Source organism: Mycobacterium sp. NPDC003449, from assembly GCF_053588415.1.
The window spans coordinates 1-16,886 of sequence record NZ_JBSFPX010000061.1 but is presented as its reverse complement, the minus strand read 5'-3'; the positions used below and the strand labels follow the sequence as shown (position 1 = coordinate 16,886).

At 67.9% G+C, this 16,886-nt stretch carries 14 protein-coding genes; 4 read left to right on the top strand and 10 right to left on the bottom strand.

Annotation, left to right across the window (positions count from 1 at the left end; all coding sequences use genetic code 11):
- Window positions 1–20: 20 nt before the first annotated feature.
- On the top strand, window positions 21–1,562 hold the full coding sequence (locus tag ACWDTP_RS17150) for a PucR family transcriptional regulator (protein WP_450021782.1): 1,542 nt from the start codon (window positions 21–23) through the stop codon (window positions 1,560–1,562).
- Window positions 1,563–1,590: 28 nt separating this feature from the next.
- Here the strand turns inward: ACWDTP_RS17150 and ACWDTP_RS17145 are convergent, their stop codons facing one another.
- From ACWDTP_RS17145 to ACWDTP_RS17115, 7 genes are all read right to left on the bottom strand, one after another.
- Complete coding sequence (locus tag ACWDTP_RS17145) at window positions 1,591–3,342, bottom strand: dihydroxy-acid dehydratase (protein ID WP_450021780.1); 1,752 nt, start codon at window positions 3,340–3,342, stop codon at window positions 1,591–1,593.
- Between the two features lie 2 nt (window positions 3,343–3,344).
- Window positions 3,345–5,069 carry a phytoene desaturase family protein gene (locus tag ACWDTP_RS17140; protein WP_450021778.1) on the bottom strand — a complete coding sequence of 575 codons (1,725 nt, stop codon included), beginning with the start codon at window positions 5,067–5,069 and terminating at the stop codon, window positions 3,345–3,347.
- A gap of 1 nt (window position 5,070) precedes the next feature.
- Window positions 5,071–5,382: a hypothetical protein gene (locus ACWDTP_RS17135; RefSeq protein WP_450021776.1), complete on the bottom strand. Its 312-nt coding sequence runs from the start codon at window positions 5,380–5,382 to the stop codon at window positions 5,071–5,073.
- A gap of 1 nt (window position 5,383) precedes the next feature.
- Window positions 5,384–6,820, bottom strand: a complete 1,437-nt coding sequence (locus ACWDTP_RS17130) for an aminobutyraldehyde dehydrogenase (protein ID WP_450021774.1) — start codon at window positions 6,818–6,820, stop codon at window positions 5,384–5,386.
- A gap of 33 nt (window positions 6,821–6,853) precedes the next feature.
- Window positions 6,854–7,363 (bottom strand): TetR/AcrR family transcriptional regulator, encoded by a 510-nt coding sequence (locus ACWDTP_RS17125; RefSeq protein ID WP_450021772.1) that lies wholly within the window; start codon window positions 7,361–7,363, stop codon window positions 6,854–6,856.
- A gap of 156 nt (window positions 7,364–7,519) precedes the next feature.
- Window positions 7,520–9,064, bottom strand: a complete 1,545-nt coding sequence (locus ACWDTP_RS17120) for an APC family permease (protein ID WP_450021770.1) — start codon at window positions 9,062–9,064, stop codon at window positions 7,520–7,522.
- 167 nt (window positions 9,065–9,231) lie between these two features.
- On the bottom strand, window positions 9,232–10,185 hold the full coding sequence (locus ACWDTP_RS17115; protein WP_450021768.1) for a hypothetical protein: 954 nt from the start codon (window positions 10,183–10,185) through the stop codon (window positions 9,232–9,234).
- A 170-nt stretch (window positions 10,186–10,355) separates the two neighbouring features.
- Here ACWDTP_RS17115 and ACWDTP_RS17110 point away from each other — a divergent pair, with 170 nt between their 5' ends.
- Window positions 10,356–11,129, top strand: coding sequence for an IclR family transcriptional regulator (locus ACWDTP_RS17110; protein WP_450021766.1), 774 nt, complete (start codon window positions 10,356–10,358; stop codon window positions 11,127–11,129).
- A 7-nt stretch (window positions 11,130–11,136) separates the two neighbouring features.
- Here ACWDTP_RS17110 and ACWDTP_RS17105 read toward each other — a convergent pair whose 3' ends face one another.
- From ACWDTP_RS17105 to ACWDTP_RS17095, 3 genes are all read right to left on the bottom strand, one after another.
- Entirely contained in the window at window positions 11,137–12,378 is a 1,242-nt protein-coding gene (locus ACWDTP_RS17105) for a glycosyltransferase family 4 protein (RefSeq protein WP_450021764.1), read from the bottom strand.
- Window positions 12,379–12,478: 100 nt separating this feature from the next.
- Entirely contained in the window at window positions 12,479–14,026 is a 1,548-nt protein-coding gene (locus ACWDTP_RS17100) for a 1,4-alpha-glucan branching protein domain-containing protein (RefSeq protein WP_450021762.1), read from the bottom strand.
- Window positions 14,023–14,823 carry a class I SAM-dependent methyltransferase gene (locus tag ACWDTP_RS17095; RefSeq protein WP_450021760.1) on the bottom strand — a complete coding sequence of 267 codons (801 nt, stop codon included), beginning with the start codon at window positions 14,821–14,823 and terminating at the stop codon, window positions 14,023–14,025. Before ACWDTP_RS17095 ends, ACWDTP_RS17100 begins: the two co-directional genes overlap by 4 nt.
- Before the next feature lie 227 nt (window positions 14,824–15,050).
- On the opposite strand from ACWDTP_RS17095, the gene ACWDTP_RS17090 reads away from it, so the two are divergent.
- Together ACWDTP_RS17090 and ACWDTP_RS17085 are read left to right on the top strand one after the other, a co-directional pair.
- Complete coding sequence (locus ACWDTP_RS17090) at window positions 15,051–15,842, top strand: electron transfer flavoprotein subunit beta/FixA family protein (RefSeq protein ID WP_450021758.1); 792 nt, start codon at window positions 15,051–15,053, stop codon at window positions 15,840–15,842.
- Between the two features lie 34 nt (window positions 15,843–15,876).
- Window positions 15,877–16,833: an electron transfer flavoprotein subunit alpha/FixB family protein gene (locus tag ACWDTP_RS17085; RefSeq protein WP_450021756.1), complete on the top strand. Its 957-nt coding sequence runs from the start codon at window positions 15,877–15,879 to the stop codon at window positions 16,831–16,833.
- Window positions 16,834–16,886 lie beyond the last annotated feature (53 nt).

The window sequence follows — 16,886 nt, the reverse complement described above, 5'->3', positions numbered from 1 at the left end:
TCGGTACCGCGAGGAGGTGCATGTTGCTCCCTGCACGGCCGGACCGGCATGCAGTCACCACCAGGTTCGGCGAAGCAACAGCCCGCACGCGTGGTGTCACGGTGGCCGACGTGTCGGCGCTCACCCATGTCCCCGTCGTGACCACCGCCGCTGACACGTCGTCGGTGGTCGCGGGTGTCGTCGATCTGGGCTCGACTGCATCCGAGGGCGACAGCAGGCGGCACACACCCGTCAGGACCGATCTGGCGCTGTTGCGGTGGGAGCCGCCGCGGTCGGGCGGACCGCTTCCCGACCTGACCGCCGTGTTGTCTGTTGTGTTGCAGACCAGACCCGCGGCCGTGGTCGTCACCCCCGACCGGCCGGTCAATCCACCCCGCGCCGCAGTCGAACTCGCCGACAGGGTGGAAGTGCCGTTGTTGTGGGACCGGGACAACGTGGCGTCGATGGGGGTGTCGGTGGCCGAACTTGTCGACGAAGACCTCGGCGTGCCAGGACGCCAGGATTCGGGTCGGGTGGCGGCTGACCGTGACGGGTTTGCCGTACGCGTCCTTGCGGCCGCAGGCGACGGGCAGGCCGTGTCGGCCGTGCTCGGTGAAACATTGGGGGCGCGTGTCGAATTCCGTGTCGACGGCATTCCGTCGGGGCCGGTCGCCGATGCGGGGTCGACCAGGATCCGAGTGGCTCAGCGTGCCACGCTGCAGATCGATCGTGCGCCACTCGGCGACGACGAGCAGCATCTGGTGGACCTCGTGATCCCGCTGCTGGCGGTGCACGCCGGGCTGCCGGATCCGGCAGCCGACGACCGTAGCGTCGAGGCGGCCCGGGCGCTGAAGTTGATTCTCGGCGAGGATCTCGCGCAACGCGAGCAGGCGATCCGGCGGAGCCGTCGGCTGTCGCTGTTCACCCAGCAGGAGGTGACGTTCCTGGCGGTGGAGCCGTTCAACATCTCGGTCGACGTCGCAGGTCTGCAGCGGCTGCGCACCGATCTCGCCTCTGTCGCAGTGCGATTCGATCCACACGCGGTCACCGTGCTCAGTGAGGGTGCTGCGGTCGTCCTGGTCGCCGCACCGGTCGACATGAAGGCACTGGTGCGGGCGTTGTGTCGTGCGGCGGGGGTTCCGATCGCCCTCGGGACGGGTGATCCGGTATCCGATCACAGGGGCTATCCAGGCGCGTTCCGGCAGGCGCGTCGCGCAGTTGCGGTCGGCCGACGCATCGGCGCCATCAACCGGCTGACCCGCTACCGCGACCTCGGGGTGCTGGCGTTGCTGTACCAGTTGCCCGAACATGCGAGGCGGTCATTTGTATCGGACACATTGGGTCCCATTGCCGACAGCACTCCAGAAAGCCTGGAGCAACGTCGCCTCCTGCGGGTCCTGCGTGCCACCGATTGCAACATCACTGAGTCGGCTCGGCGGCTCTATGTGCATCCGAATACCCTGCGCACCAAGATCTCACGTATCGAGTCGATCACCGGCCCCCTGCTGAACGACCCGGAGCAGCGGTGGACGGTGTTCACCGCGCTGTCCATGTTCTCCCTCGACAGCAATCCAGAGGAGTGACGACCGCCGTCGAATCGTCAGCGGTGGGTCACCATCCGCCGACCCAGCCGTCGAACACCGCATCGGGTTCGTCGGCGGGCCGCGTGGAACGCCCGACCAGGAAGTCGAAGTCGCAGCCCCGATCGGCCTGCAGAACCCGGTCGACGTACATCGCGGCGTACCCGCGCGGCGGATCGGCGGGCGCGGGCACCGGTCCGGCCCGCCGCGCCGCCAGCTCCGCATCCGTGAGCAGCAGATCCAAGCTGCCCCGGTGCGCGTCGAGGGCGATGAGGTCGCCGTCGCGGACCAGACCCAACGGCCCGCCCGCCGCCGACTCCGGGCTCACGTGCAGAACGCAGGTCCCGTAGGCGGTTCCACTCATCCGGGCATCGGAGATCCGGACCATATCGGTGACGCCCTGCCGCAGCAGCTTGCTCGGAATGGGCAACTGGCCCCACTCCGGCATGCCGGGAGCGCCCCGCGGCCCGGCGTTTCGCAGCACCAGCACGGAGTCCGCGGTCACCTCCAGATCGGGGTCGTCGAACCGGGCCATCAGATCCCGGATGTTCTCGAAGACCACCGCCGGGCCGCGATGCACCAGCAGCCCGGGAGTGGCTGCGCTGCACTTGATCACGGCCCCGTCGGGTGCGAGGTTGCCGCGCACCACCGCGAGCCCCTGCGCGGGCTGGAACGGGGCGGCCAGCTCGGCGATGACGGCCGGGTCGCCGGAGGTGGCGGCGGGCAGGTTCGCGGCGACGGTTTTCCCGGTGACGGTGATGGCATCGGTGTGCAGGAGCGTTTCGACCGACTTCATCACCGCCGGAATCCCGCCCGCGTGGAAGACCTGTTCGACGAGGTGTTCGCCGGCCGGCCGCACATTGACCACCAGCGGTGTGCGGGCCGAGAGTTGGTGAAACCGGTCCAGCGACAACGGCACTCCGACGCGACCGGCGATCGCCAGCAGGTGCACGATCGCATTGGTCGATCCGCCGACCGCGAGCATCAGGGTGATGGCGTTGTCGAACGCCTCGGCGGTCATGACCTGCGACGGCCGCAGCTGTTCGGTGGCCAGCCCGACCGCCCGCGCGCCGCACTCCTCGGCCACCTGCAGCCTGCGCGAATCCATCGCGGGCACGGCCGCCGTCCCGGGCAGGGTCATGCCGAGTCCTTCGACCAGGGTGGCCATCGTCGAGGCCGTGCCCATCTCGGGGCAGTGGCCCCGCGACGGTCCGGCCGCGGCCTCCAGCCGTTCGTAATCGGCCATCGACATACGGCCCGCCCTGACATCGTCGATGTACTCCCAGAGGTCGGTTCCCACGCCGAGTTGCTTGCCCTCGAAGACCGCGGGGGCGGCGGGCCCGCCGGTCAGCACGATGGCTGGGACGTCGGCGCTGGCCGCCCCCATCAGCTGCGCGGGGACCGTCTTATCGCATCCGCCCAGCAGCACGACGGAGTCGAAAGGATATGCGCGGATGGACTCCTCGACGTCCATCGCCATCAGGTTGCGGAACAACATGGTGGTCGGTTTCATCAGCTGTTCGCCGAGCGAGATGGTGGGGAATTCCAGCGGGAATCCGCCCGCGGCCAGCACCCCCCGGCGCACCGAGTCCGCCAGACCGCGAAAGTGCATATTGCAGTTGACGACCTCGGACCAGGAGTTGCAGATCCCGACGATCGGCCTGCCCTCGAAAGCCATCCTGGAGAATCCCGACGCCCGCATGGCGGACCGGTGCACGAAACCCGGAACATCGCGCCCGGCGAACCATTTGGCGCTGCGCAGACCGCCCGGCGGTGCCGTCATGGTCAGCGCACCCTGGCGGCGTAGGCGGTGATCTTGCGCAGCGCGGGCTGCCGCGCGGCCCGATAGCCCAGCCAGCGTCCGGGTCTGGTCGACATGAGCGTGCCCACCAACCGCTGCTGCCATGGTGGTCTGAAACCACCCGGCCGGGTGCCTGCTGCGCGGGCGGACGGTCCTGGGAGGCCCGCGGCGTCGGCGAGTGCCACCTTGGCGGCGTTGTGGCCGTTGGCGCCCATCACGCCGCCGCCGGGATGGGTGCCCGACCCGCAGAGGTAGTAATTGCGCACCGGGGTGCGGTAATTCGCCAACTCAGGAATCGGGCGTGCCCCGAACAGCTGATCGAGCATCATGCTGCCGTGAAAGATGTTGCCGTCGGTGATCAGGTATTCGTCGGCCAGGTCGTCGGGGGTGATGATCACCCGGTCGACGATGTGCCCGCGCAGATTCGGGGCGTAGCCGAACAGCTCCTCGAGAACGAGGTCGGCCCATTTCTCCTTCTCCGCGGCCCAGGTCGTCCCGGTGAGCTCGGAGGGGAGCTGCTGAATTCCCAGCGTCATGGTGTGCAGCCCCTCGGGTGCCAACGTGTCGTCGGTGACCGACTGGGTGACGGCTTCGATGACGAAGGTGCTCGGGAAGGTGCCGCGCCGCTGCGCCTCGAAGGCCTCTTCGAACGCCTCCCGGCTCGGCCCGAGCAGCTGGTGTCCGTGATGTTGCGGTCGGGGGTTGGCGTCCTGGAACGGAAGGTACTGCGGCAGTTCGTCGATCAGCAGATGAATCCTGGCCATCGAGCCGCGGGTGTCGATGTTCTGCACGTCGCGGACCAGCCCGGGTGCCAGCACCCCGGGATCGATCAGGTGCAGCAGCGAGCGCTTCGGGTCGGCGTTGGACAAGACCTGGCCCGCGGTGATCACCGTGCCGTCGGCCAGGCGCACCCCGGTCGCCGTGCCCCGCTCGACGACCACCTTGTCGACCGGCGCCGAGGTCCGGATCGTCGCACCGTGGTGGCGGGCGGCCGCCGCGAGCGCCTCACTGATGGCGCCCATTCCGCCCCGGGCCAGGCCGAACTGGCCGAAGTTGCCGTTGAACTCGCCCCAGGAGTGATGCCCGTAGGTGTATGCCGTTCCCGGTGAGGACGGCCCGCCGAAGATCGACACCATCCCGAAGAAGGTCAGCATGCTCTTGAGCCGCTCGTCCTCGAAATAGCGGTCGAGCAGGTCCCGTACCGAGAGCAGGGTGAACTCGTCGAAGAGGGTTTGTTCCCCGGCCGCTTCGAAGGCCGCGAGGACCTCGGAGCGTTGCGGGGGAGGACTGAGCAGATACGGGGTGACCAGCCCGGCGAAACGCTGCAGCCGCACGCCGAAGTCGAGGAAGGACTGCGCGTCGTTCTTGTTGAGCTGCTCGATCTCGCGCAGGGTGCGGTCGGTCTCCTTCCACATGGTGAACGAGGTGCCGTCCCGAAAAAGGCTGAAGGACAACGCATCGCCCTGGTACAACTCCAAGCCGAATTTTTTCAGCTCCAGTTCGGCGATGATCTCCGGCCGGAGCAGCCCGGCGATGAACGCGCACGAGGACCACTTCGAACCGGCGATCAACTCCTCGGTCACGCAGGCGCCGCCGACCAGTTCGCGGGCTTCGAGCACCAGGACCTTCTTGCCGGCGCGGGCCAGGTAGTTCGCGGTGACCAGCCCGTTGTGACCGGCGCCGATGATGACGGCATCAAAGTCGGGCATTTCAAATCTCCTGGGGGAGTGGGCAATGGCGGGTGAAGACGGTGGTGACGCTGCCGGGTTCGACCAGTTCGTCGAAGCGTTCGACGACGGGCTTCAATTCGGGTGCGTTGTCGCGCACGTTCTCCCATTCCGGCCACGAGGTCACCGTCATCACCTCAACGACCACACCGTCGTCGGAGAGGTACAGCTCGAAGCCGAGTACCTCGTCGAAGCGCAGGCAGACCGGCCGGTCGAGTTCGGCGGAGAACCGTTCGAAGTCGGTGACGGGAACGCCGGGCCGCAGCCGGAACGTGTTGACCGCACTCACCGTCATGTCAGGCCCCCTCGCGGTTGATCATCACGTGCTTGATCTCGGTGTATTCCTCGAGCGCGTACACCGACATGTCCTTGCCGTTGCCGGACTGTTTGAAACCGCCGTGGGGCATCTCGGGCGTGACGGGGAGGTGGTCGTTGATCCAGACGGTGCCGAACTGCAGCTCGGCCGACGCGGACATCGCCCGGGCGATGTCTGTGGTGAACACCGAAGCGGCAAGGCCGTATTCGGTGTCGTTCGCCCAGGCGAGGACGTCGTCGTTGTCGCCGAACCGGGTCACCGAGGTCACCGGGCCGAACACCTCGGTGGCCACGATCTCGTCACCCTGGCGGGCCCCGACGACGACCGTGGGCGCGGTGTAGAAGCCGGTGCCAGGGTTGTCACCCTGGATCAGCTCGGTATGTCCGGTTGCCTTGGCCCTGGCCACGAAGCCTTCGACCCGGTCCCGGTGGGCCGCCGTGATCACCGGCCCCATGGCGGTGTTCTCGTCGGCGATATCGCCAAGGTTGAGTTCCTTGACCGCCTTCTCCAGACCGGAAACAAGGTCGTCGTGGACGGCGTCGTGGACGTACAACCGCGAGGCCGCCATGCAGTCCTGACCGGAGTTGCAGAACGCGCCCTCCATGATCTTGGCGACGGCCAGCGACACGTCGGCGTCGGAGTACACCAGCACCGGTGCCTTGCCGCCGAGTTCGAGGTGCAGGCGCTTGAGATTCGAATCGGCCGAGGCCCGCATCAACGCCCGGCCGGTGTCGACCGAACCGGTCAGCGACGACATCCGCACCGTGGGATGGGCGACGAGCCGTGCGCCGACGTCCGCACCGTCACCGGTGACGACGTTGAAGACGCCGGCCGGGAACAGGTCTTGGGCGAGTTCGGCGAGCCGCAGGACCGAGAAGGGGGTGTGCTCGGAGGGCTTGAGTACCAGGGTGTTCCCGGCGAGCAGCGCCGGGGAGATCTTCCAGATCGCCATCAGCAGCGGATAGTTCCATGGCGCCACCGAACCGACCACGCCCAGCGGGTCACGGCGGATGATGCTGGTCTTACCGCGGACGAACTCCGTGGCGGCCCGGCCCTCCATGGTGCGTGCGGCGCCTGCGAAGAACCGGAGATGGTCGGCGATCATCTCCATCTCCTCCAGCGCCAGGCCGATCGGCTTGCCGACGTTGCGCGATTCGATCTCGGCAAGTGTCCGCTGATCGTCTTCGACCCGGTCGGCGAGCCGCAGGAAGGCCCGGGCCCGCTCGCCCGCCGGGGTCCTGGCCCAGTCCGGAAAGGCGGTGTGCGCGGCCGCGACCGCACGGTCGACGTCGACGACGGTGCCGTGCGCGATCTCGGCGAACGGCTGCCCCGTTGCGGGGGCGGGCACCTGGTCGACCGCAGCGTCGGACGCATCGGTCCAGGCGCCGTCGATGAACATCTGTGTGTGAAAGGTCATGATCTGTCTCCTGTCTCGTTAGGGGGTGTGTTCTCAGTCGGTGCCGGTGTTGGCTGCCGTCGTCAGCAGGGCCCGGACCGCGTCCTTCGGGATCGGCTGTTGGGCGATGGACATGTGCACCATCAACCCTTCGATGACGACGTCGAGCAGGCGTGCGGTGGCCCGGTCGAAATGCTGGGCCAGGGCATCCTCGGCGCGCTCCATCCACCGCTGGGTGAGCCGCTTGTTCTCGTTGCGGCGCACCGCGTCTCCGTAGAGCTCATAGGTCACGGCGAGTTCGTTCGGATTGGCGGCGAGGTCGTCGGTGATCGCCAGCACGATGCACTCGATCAGATCCTGGCCCGGCTCGCACGAGGCCAGCCGCTCCTCGAAGCGGCCGGCCAACCTCTCCACATGGGTCTGGAAGGCCAGTTTGACGATGTCGTCGAGGGTCGCGAAGTGATAGGTGATCGAACCGAGGGGGACATCGGCGGCCTCCCCGATGGCGCGGTGGGTGATCCCCGCGACGCCGTCGCGGGCGAGCACTGCGAGGGCGGAATTCACGATGCGCTCCTTCCTGTTCGGATCGTGTCGACGCGGGCGCCGCGGAGCCTGGGGCATGGCTCACCTCTCGTTAGGAACGTTTGTACGTATCGCGATGCGTACAAAAGTACCTAGCAAAACTGCTGGTGTACACGTTTTCTTCAGATAGCCGGTGGGTTACCGCAGCGTTTCGGGTGCCGGTTGCGCGAGTTCGCGCTCATTGAGCGCCCGACCGACGAGGGCGAATTTCGCCGGCGCGAAGTAGCGCAGGTACGCCCCGTACGCCATGCCGGCCAGCAGGGCGATGAAGACCAGCGACAGCATCAGCACCGCCGTCACGCCGTGCACACCCAACAGCACGTCCAGGCTGTTCAGCGTCAGGATGAAGAACGCGGTGAGGCCGGCGATGGCCAGGACCGGCGCGACCACGGTGTTCCACGTGCGCTTGTCGACGCTGGATTTGCGGAAGAACACGAAGATCGCCACGCCCGCGATCAGCTGCGAGAAGATCACGCCGATCGTGCCGATACCGGTCGCCCAGGTGAACAACGTCGCGAACGGATCCTGGCCGAACAGGGCGAACATCGCGATCACGATCCCGACCGTCGCGCTCTGCACGATCGCCGCGACCCACGGGGTCTGGCGCCGCGACAGCGTCCAGCCCAGCGGCTGCCACACCAGTCCCTGCCGGCCCAGCGAGAACAGATACCGCGCGACGTTGTTGTGGAAGGTGACGATGGCCGCGAATGTCGCTGTCACGATCAGCATCTCGAAAACCAGGGAGATGTTGTGCCCGATGATCGTGTCGCTGGCGACGAAGATGAAGTTGCCGCCCGACTCGTTGGCGATGGTGACCACCTTGTCGAGGCCGAGTGCGTTCATGATGAGCCAGCCCGACACCGCGTACAGCACACCCATGAACGCGATCGACAGATACGTCGCGCGGGGAATGGTCCTGGCCGGATCGCGGGCCTCCTCGCCGTAGATGGCCGAGCCCTCGAACCCGATGAACGAGGCGTGCGCGAACATCAATGCCACGCCGAGGGCGCCACCGACCACGACGCCGGGATTGAACGGTTCGAACGAGAAGTCCGACACTGCAACGGTGTTGCCGGACAGGCTGAAGGCACTGAGCACGGTGATCATCGTGACCTCGAGGGTCATGAACACACCGAGCACCTTCGCCCCCGAATGCACGCCCTGGACGCCGAGGCCCACACACAGCAGGAGTGCGCCGAATGCATAAGCCCACCACGGGATCTGCACACCCAGCCGGGGATTGATCAGCCCGGAGGCGTAATAGCCGAAGCCGCCGTAGAGGCCGGCCTGAATGGCGTTGTAGGCGAATATCGCCAGGGACGCCGACCCGAGACCGGTGATCCGCCCCAGCCCCAGCGTGACGTAGGCGTAGAAGGCGCCCGCGTTGGTGACGTGCCTGCTCATCGCGACATAGCCGACCGCGAAGATCATCAGCACCACCGCGGCGATCACGAACGCGCCCGGCATGCCGATGCCGTTGCCCGCCCCGATGATGATCGGATACAGGGCCACCACGACGGTCAGCGGCGATGCCGCGGCGATGATGTAGAAGAAGATGCTCGGTACGCCGAGGCTGTTCTCCTTGAGCCCGTGGTTGCGCCGCCGCGCGGGTGGCGGCGCGCCGCCCGGCGGTGCAGAGGGAGTTGGCCGCTGTGACGGCGGGGATTGAGTGACGTTCTCCATAGTGGTTCATCTCTCGGGATAGGGCATCTGACGATCCGTGGCGGGTTCAGCCGTTGGTCCTCGTGCGCGGCAGGCGATGGCGGAGAACTCGGGCTGAGAAAGGGATTGTCACCTCCTGGTATCCGGTGTGGGGGCCAATGGCGGGATTCGGGCCCCGCCCTGCGCGTTCAGGTGGTGAGGGCGGGTGCGGAGGTGCGGGGCCGCGGCGATGCCGCGACATCGGGTGCGCTGGTGCGGGCCAGTTCGTTGAGAATCGCGGCGTGGCGCACCTTGTGCCGGATCAGCTCCTCGTGGAACTCGGGCCTGACCCAGCCGTTGTACATGACGGCCTCGGACTCGCCCGGCTCGATCTTGAAGTAGACCGGACCCGCGACCCGGGCGATATCGCCGGCCTCCCACAACCGGTTCATCCCGCCGAAGGATTCGAAGGTCTCCGCCCAGACGTCGAGCGGAATGTCGACCGAACGCCGGATGGCGGCGAGCATCGGACGGCTGAGGTCGCCCACCGGGTTGACGCTGTCGGCGCCCAGATCCTGCAGCACCCGAATCGACGCCGGGTTGGCGTGACCTGCGTAGACCGAGATCTTAAACTTGGCGTCGGCGGGGATGTGGCCGGCGTCGCGCGCCTTGTTCAGAATGTCGAGCACCCCCTCGTCCCAGACCAGGACGCCCCGGATTCCGGTGGAGAACACCCGGAGGTAGTCATCGAGCAGGTAGCGGACGTTGTCGAGCCCGCGCACCCGCCGCCCGCCCGCCTGACCCTCGGTGCTCAACGCCTGCCTGCCGAGGTCCCATCCGGTCCGTGGGCCCGGAACCGCGACCAGTTCGATGTCGTTCTCGGCGGCCAGGGTGGCGACATCGCTCAGCTCGCTGGTGCTGAGCAGTGTGGTGCCGCCGCCGAACGCGATGATGCGGTGGATGAACACGTCCTGCCTGTCCGCCTCGTCGAGCAGGGTCTCGAGGGTCGAAAGACGCTCGACGCCAGAGATTTCCAGCCGGTACTTGCCGCCGTCTTCGAAAGCATTGGTGGACGGGGCGAGGGTGTAGTCATCGGCGGACAGGAGGCCCTGGGCGGCGAGGATGCCTGCTCCATCGAAACGGCTGGCGGATGCGGTGGACATGGCGTCTCCTTCGACGGACGGGCAACGACTGGGTTGCCATGAATTGCACTGAATGAAATTAAACTACGTAGAATGAAAATCTAGAAGAACAGTCGAGGTGTGTCAACAGGAAGTCGGCGCGCGTTGCGGACCGGCGAGGGCACTCACTGGGTACTGGTAACCTTCACCAGGTGAAAAAGGAGCCTCGATCCGAAAAGGGTTCGACTTTGATCGGCGTCGAGCGCACCGCGCGCATCCTGACCGCCGTCGCGGCGGCCGAGTCCGGAAACCTCACCGAAATAGCAAGGCGCACCAGCCTTAATGAGGCAACGGTGTTGCGGTATCTGAGCAGCCTCGCGGCGTTGGGCTATGTCGAGCGATTCGAGGCAGGCAGGTACCGGCTCGGCTGGGAGATCTTCCGGCTGGGGCAACGCGCCTTCTCCGGGCAGGTCCCGTCCGAGGCGATCCTGCCCACGATGGAGCGCCTGGTGTCGGAGTTCAACGAGACCGTGAACTTCGCGGTGAACAAGGACCGAAGCGTGGTGCTCCTCGAGGTGGTCGAGGGCAGGCGCGCGGTGAAGAAGGTCAGCGACGTCGGGCAGTCCGACCCGTGGCATGCGTCGGCGCTGGGCAAGGCGCTATTGGCCGGGATGCCCGACAGCGTGTGGCGCGACATCGTGGCATCGGCCGGGCTGCCCGCCCTCACTCCCTACACCATCACGTCGATGAAGAAGATGGCCGCCGAGATCAACGACATCCGGGACCGGGGCTTCGCCGTCGACCGCGAAGAGGCCGCCGAGGAGCTGACCTGCGTGGCCGCCGCCGTGCCGACGGCGGGCGGGGAACCCTCGCGCTACGCGCTGAGCATCAGCTTCCTCACCCACCGTTTGACGCAGGAGAACCTCGAACACGCCGCGGCGCAGGTGATCGCGGGTGCCGGCGAGATCGCGCGCAAGCTCGCGTGATCGCGCTTCAGCGGTCGGGCAGGGCGTGTTCGACGATCGGCCGCCGCGAATGCGGTTCGCGTTCGCGGCGTTTGGCCGCGAGGTAGACCTGAGTGGTCTCGGCGGCGACGGTGTGCCAGTCGAAGTCGGAGGTGAGCCGTTCCCGCGCCGCGACCGCACGCCGCTGAGCGGCGCGGGGATCGTCGAGCACGGCACGCACCGCCGCCGCCAGCCCGGCCACATTCCCCGGGGCGAAGGACATTCCGGTCTGCCCATGGATGACCGCCTCACCGAGCCCGCCGACGTCGGAGGTCACCAGCGGGGTGCCGGTCGCCGCGGCCTCAAGTGCCACGATCCCGAACGGCTCGTAGTGGCTGGGCAGCACGGCGGCGTCGGCGGCCTGCATGGCGTCGACCAGGTCCTGGTGGCCGAGCCGTCCGACGAAGCGGGTGGCCTTGAGCACCTTGTGCTTTCGGGCCTGCTCGACGAGCCACTGGTGTTGGGTACCGTCCCCGGCGATGGTGAGGGTGACGCCGGGGTGCGCGCGCCGGATCCGGGGCAGCGCCGCGATCGCGTCGTGGACGCCCTTCTCGTATTCCAGCCGCCCGACGTAGAGCAGCCGGGCCGGGCCCTGCCGGGGCCGCCGTGGCGCATAGGGCCACAGCTCGGCGTCGATCCCGTTGCGGATCACCCGGGTCTCGGCGAGGTCCGGGCCGAACAGCTCGGCGATCTCCTCGCTCATCGACGCCGAACAGGTGATCAGCGAATCGGATTCGCGCACCAGCCAGGATTCGACGGCGTGGACCTGGCGGCTGATCTGGCCCGACACCCAGCCCGAGTGCCTGCCGGCCTCGGTGGCGTGAATCGTGGAAACCAGTGGCACATCGAAGAATTCGGCCAATGCGATGGACGGGTGGGCGACCAGCCAGTCATGGGCGTGCACGACGTCGGGCACCCACGGGTTACCCGTCCGATCCCGTACGGTGAGGCCGGCGCGCAGCATGGAGTGCCCCATCGCCAGGGTCCAGGCCATCATGTCGCTGCCGAAGTCGAACTCGTGCGGGTCCTGCGCGGCGGCGAGGACCCGGACCCCTTCGCTGACCTCGTCGGTCGACGGGTGGGTACTCGGGTCGGTGTCGGAGGGGCGCCGACTGAGCACCACCAGCTCGTGACCGGCGGCGGCCAGGGCCGTCGCCAGGTGGTGCACATGCCGGCCAAGGCCGCCGACGACGACCGGTGGGTACTCCCACGACACCATCAGGATCTTCACGACTGTGTACCTTCGGCCTTCGGTGAGTGTGCGCAGACTGCTGAGGACGGACGGGGTGTCGGGCAGCAGACCCGCACGCTCGCCGAAATGGGGCTCGTCATCATTTGGGGAGCCGCCGGGCGTCGAGCGCGCCGAACAGTCCGTCGGCGCGGTTCCAGGCCTCGGCCAGGCGCTGGGCCTGTTCGCGGCGGCCCGCGGCGAGGGCGTCGGAGATCTCGCGGGTGGCGTGCGCGTGCAGATGTGCGCGGTAGCGCGCGTAGTCGGCGGCCGAATCCTTGCTGACCATGAACGGCCAGTCGCTGGAGACCGTGAGCAGGGTCTCGCGCAGGATCTGGTCGGCGACCCGGTCCCGCGGGGTGGCCGCGCCGACCGCGGCGTGCTGGGCCAGCGCCTTGTCGACGGTGCTGAGCGCGGTCTCGACGACCTCGGTGTTGAGCTGGACCAGGTCGGCCACCTTCGGACCGTTCCACACCTGCCAGTCCTTGCCCGAACCCCATGAGCTGGGCGGCAATTCGACCGGGGTCCCGACGTATCCGCCTGCGACGGCATCGGCCAGGGTGCCCACCCGGACACCGGCCGCGGGCAACGCCCGCAACACCCGTTCCAGCCAGGCGGGCCCCTCATGCCACCAGTGGCCGAACAGTTCGGTGTCGAAGGCCGCCACCACGTGGGCCGGACGGCCGATCCTGGCGCTCTCGCCGATCAGGCGTTTGCGCACCACGTCGACGAAATCGGCGACGTGGCCGTCGATCGCGTGGTCGGCGCGCTGCGGATCGTAGGGTGCCTTGTCCTCGGACGCCACGTTGCGCCCGGTGACCCGGGCCGGTTTGAGACCCGTGGTGTGGTCGTAGGTGTGGAAATCGCGGTAGGCGGCGTGGCCGGGGTAACCCGACTTCGGTGACCACACCCGGTAGCTGACCTGCAGGTCGCGGCCGAAGGCGATGACATCGGATTCGCCGACCGGCCTGCCCAGTGCGGTGTCGCCGTGCAGTGACGGTCCGTCGACCATGAAATGGTCCACACCCGCCGTGGCATAACCGGTTTCCATTCCCGGCGCGTAGGCGCACTCCGGCGCCCAGATCCCGGTGGGGGTGTGGGCGAAGCGCGCCCCGGCGTCGGCCAACCCCTCGGACAGGGCGAACTCGCGCAGCCGCGGGTGCAGCAGCGGCTGGAACGGATGCGCCAGCGGTCCACCGAGCAGTTCGACGGTCTCGGCATCGATCAGCTCACGCAGCAGCGGGCCGGCGCCGTGCCGCCAGCGGGTGGCGAAATCCTCGATCGCCGCACCGGCGTCGGCGTGCTCACGGGCGCCGAATTCGGGTAGCCCTTCGCGGCCGCGCAGTGTGGTGGCCTCCAGCGCCCGCAGCTGCCAGTTGGCCAGCCAGTGATGCATGCCGGTCAGGCAGTATGGATCGTCGAGCTGGGCGCTGACCACGGGCGTCATCCCCAGGGTGATCAGATGGCTGCGGTCCTCGTCGGCCAGCGTCCGCAGCACCCGGAAGAGTGGCAGATAGGCCGCCGCCCACGACTGGTAGAGCCACTCCTCGCCGACCGGCCACCGGCCGTGATGGGCCAGCCATGGCAGGTGGGTGTGCAGGACGAGCGTGAAGAGCCCGGGCACGGGCTCGAGCTCGGGGTTCGAGGTCACGGTCGCACCGCGATCGCGACCAGATCCAGGCTTTCATCGATATCGCGTTCGCGCGCCGGGGTGAGGTCGAAGTCGTCGGCGGTTACCGCGGCGACGTCGGCCAGCAGTTGCTCGGGCCAGGGTGCGTCGGCCACCGCGCGCGCCACCTGGGCCTCGATGATCGACCCGCCGTGCCGGGCGTCGAGCGCGGCCAGCCCCGCGCCGTGAAAAACGCCGTAGACCCCTTCGGTCCGGAATCCGGCGTCCTGCAGTAACTCGGTCAGCTCGGCCGCGTTGAGCTCGCGGGTGTGGAACGGGTTGAGCGGGGTGTCGCGGCCGGGGGAGAAGGTGATGCGGTTGGGAGTGGAGACCAGGAAGACGCCACCGGGCCGCAGCACCCGGTGACACTCGGACACGAACCGGCCCTGGTCCCAGAGATGTTCGATGACCTGGAAATTCGCCACCACGTCGACCGAGCCGTCGGCGAGCGGCAGCTCGGCCAGGTTGCCGTGCCGGACCTCCACCCGCGGATAGCGGGCCCGCACGTGGGCGACGGTGGCCTCGTCGTAGTCCAGTCCGATGACCCGGCGGGCCACACCGGCGATCAGGTCGGCGCCGTATCCCTCGCCGCAGCCGGCCTCCAGTACGTCGCGGCCGGCGCACCGGTCGGCCAGCCGCTGATAGACCACTTCGTGGCGGCGGAACCAGTAGTTCTCCTCGGCCAGCCCCGGAATCGTTCGCTCGCCGGTCAGGGGCAGGGCTTGGGCCGGATCCTGGGCCAGATCGCTATCCCCCGGGTCCTCCACGAATGTGCTCATTGGAAGGCAGGCTAACCCAGGCTAAAAGAGGTGGAAGGGTTTGGTGGCGAATCGACCAACAGTTCCCGCACGCCCGGGGTGTGCTAGGGCACCCCGGAATACGAACCTCGACCAGCTATGGTGTCTTTGCGAACCACCACAAGTTACCGAGCGGTAACATGGTGCTAGTTGCACAGAACGTGATATGGGCCGGTTACCGGCCTCATCGAGGAGGACGAACCAGAGTCATGACGAACATCGTGGTCCTGATCAAACAGGTCCCAGACACTTGGTCCGAGCGCAAGCTCACCGACGGCGACTTCACGCTCGACCGTGAGGCCGCCGACGCCGTGCTGGACGAGATCAACGAGCGTGCCGTCGAAGAGGCGTTGCTGATCAAGGAGCGCGAAGGCGGCGACAGCACCGTCACCGTGCTGACCGCCGGTCCCGAGCGTGCCAACGAGGCGATCCGCAAGGCCCTGTCCATGGGCGCCGACAAGGCCGTGCACCTCAAGGACGACGGCCTGCACGGTTCCGACGTCGTCCAGACCGCATGGGCGCTGGCCCGTGCGCTGGGCACCATCGAGGGCACCGAGCTGGTCATCGCCGGTAACGAGGCCACCGACGGGGTCGGCGGCGCGGTTCCGGCGGTGATCGCCGAGTACCTGGGCCTGCCCCAGCTCACCCACGTGCGCAAGCTGAGCGTCGAGGGCGGCAAGGTCACCGCCGAGCGTGAGACCGACGAGGGCGTGTTCACCCTCGAGGCGGCGCTGCCCGCCGTGGTCAGCGTCAACGAGAAGATCAACGAGCCCCGCTTCCCGTCCTTCAAGGGCATCATGGCCGCCAAGAAGAAGGAAGTCACCGTGCTCACGCTCGCCGAGATCGGCGTCGAGGCCGATGAGGTCGGCGTCGCCAACGCCGGGTCCAAGGTGCTGTCCTCGACCCCGAAGCCGCCGAAGACCGCCGGTGAGAAGGTCACCGACGAGGGTGACGGCGGCACCAAGATCGCCGAGTACCTGGTCGCCCAAAAACTCATCTAGACACCTACTTCCTCAAAGGACAAAGCGAGAACTCATGGCTGAAGTACTTGTGCTCGTTGAGCACGCCGATGGCGCGTTGAAGAAGGTCAGCGCCGAACTCATCACCGCCGCCCGGGTGCTGGGCGAGCCCTCCGCCGTCGTGGTGGGCAAGCCGGGCACCGCCGCGTCGCTCACCGACGGGCTCAAGGCCGCCGGTGCGGCCAAGATCTACGTCGCCGAATCCGACGACGCCGAGAACTACCTCATCACCCCCGTGGTCGACGTGCTCGCCGGCCTGGCCGAGTCGGCCACGCCCGCGGGCGTGGTGGTCGCCGCCAGCGCCGACGGCAAGGAGATCGCCGCCCGGCTGGCCGCCAGGATCGGTTCCGGTCTGCTGATCGACGCGATCGACGTCAAAGAGGGTGCGGTGGGCGTCCACAGCATCTTCGGTGGCGCGTTCACCGTCGAGTCGCAGGTCACCAGTGACACCCCGGTGATCACGGTGCGCCCGGGCTCGGTCGAGGCCAGCCCGGCCGACGGTGCGGGCGAGGTCGTCAACGTCGAGGTGCCGGCCCAGGCCGAGACCGCGACCAAGATCACCAAGCGCGAACCCGCGGTGGCCGGCGACCGTCCGGAGCTCACCGAGGCGACCGTGGTGATCGCCGGTGGTCGCGGTGTGGGCAGCGCGGAGAACTTCTCGGTGATCGAGGAGCTGGCCGATTCGCTCGGCGGCGCGGTCGGCGCCTCGCGCGCCGCGGTCGACTCCGGCTACTACCCGGGCCAGTTCCAGGTGGGCCAGACCGGTAAGACCGTGTCGCCGCAGCTCTACATCGCGCTGGGGATCTCCGGGGCGATCCAGCACCGGGCCGGTATGCAGACGTCGAAGACGATCATCGCGGTCAACAAGGACGAGGAGGCGCCGATCTTCGAGATCGCCGACCTCGGCATCGTCGGCGACCTGTTCAAGGTCGGCCCGCAGCTGACCGAGGCCGTCAAGGCCCGCAAGGGCTGATTTTCTCTGCGCGAGCAGACACAAAAGTGCCCCTTTTCACGTGAAAAGGGGCA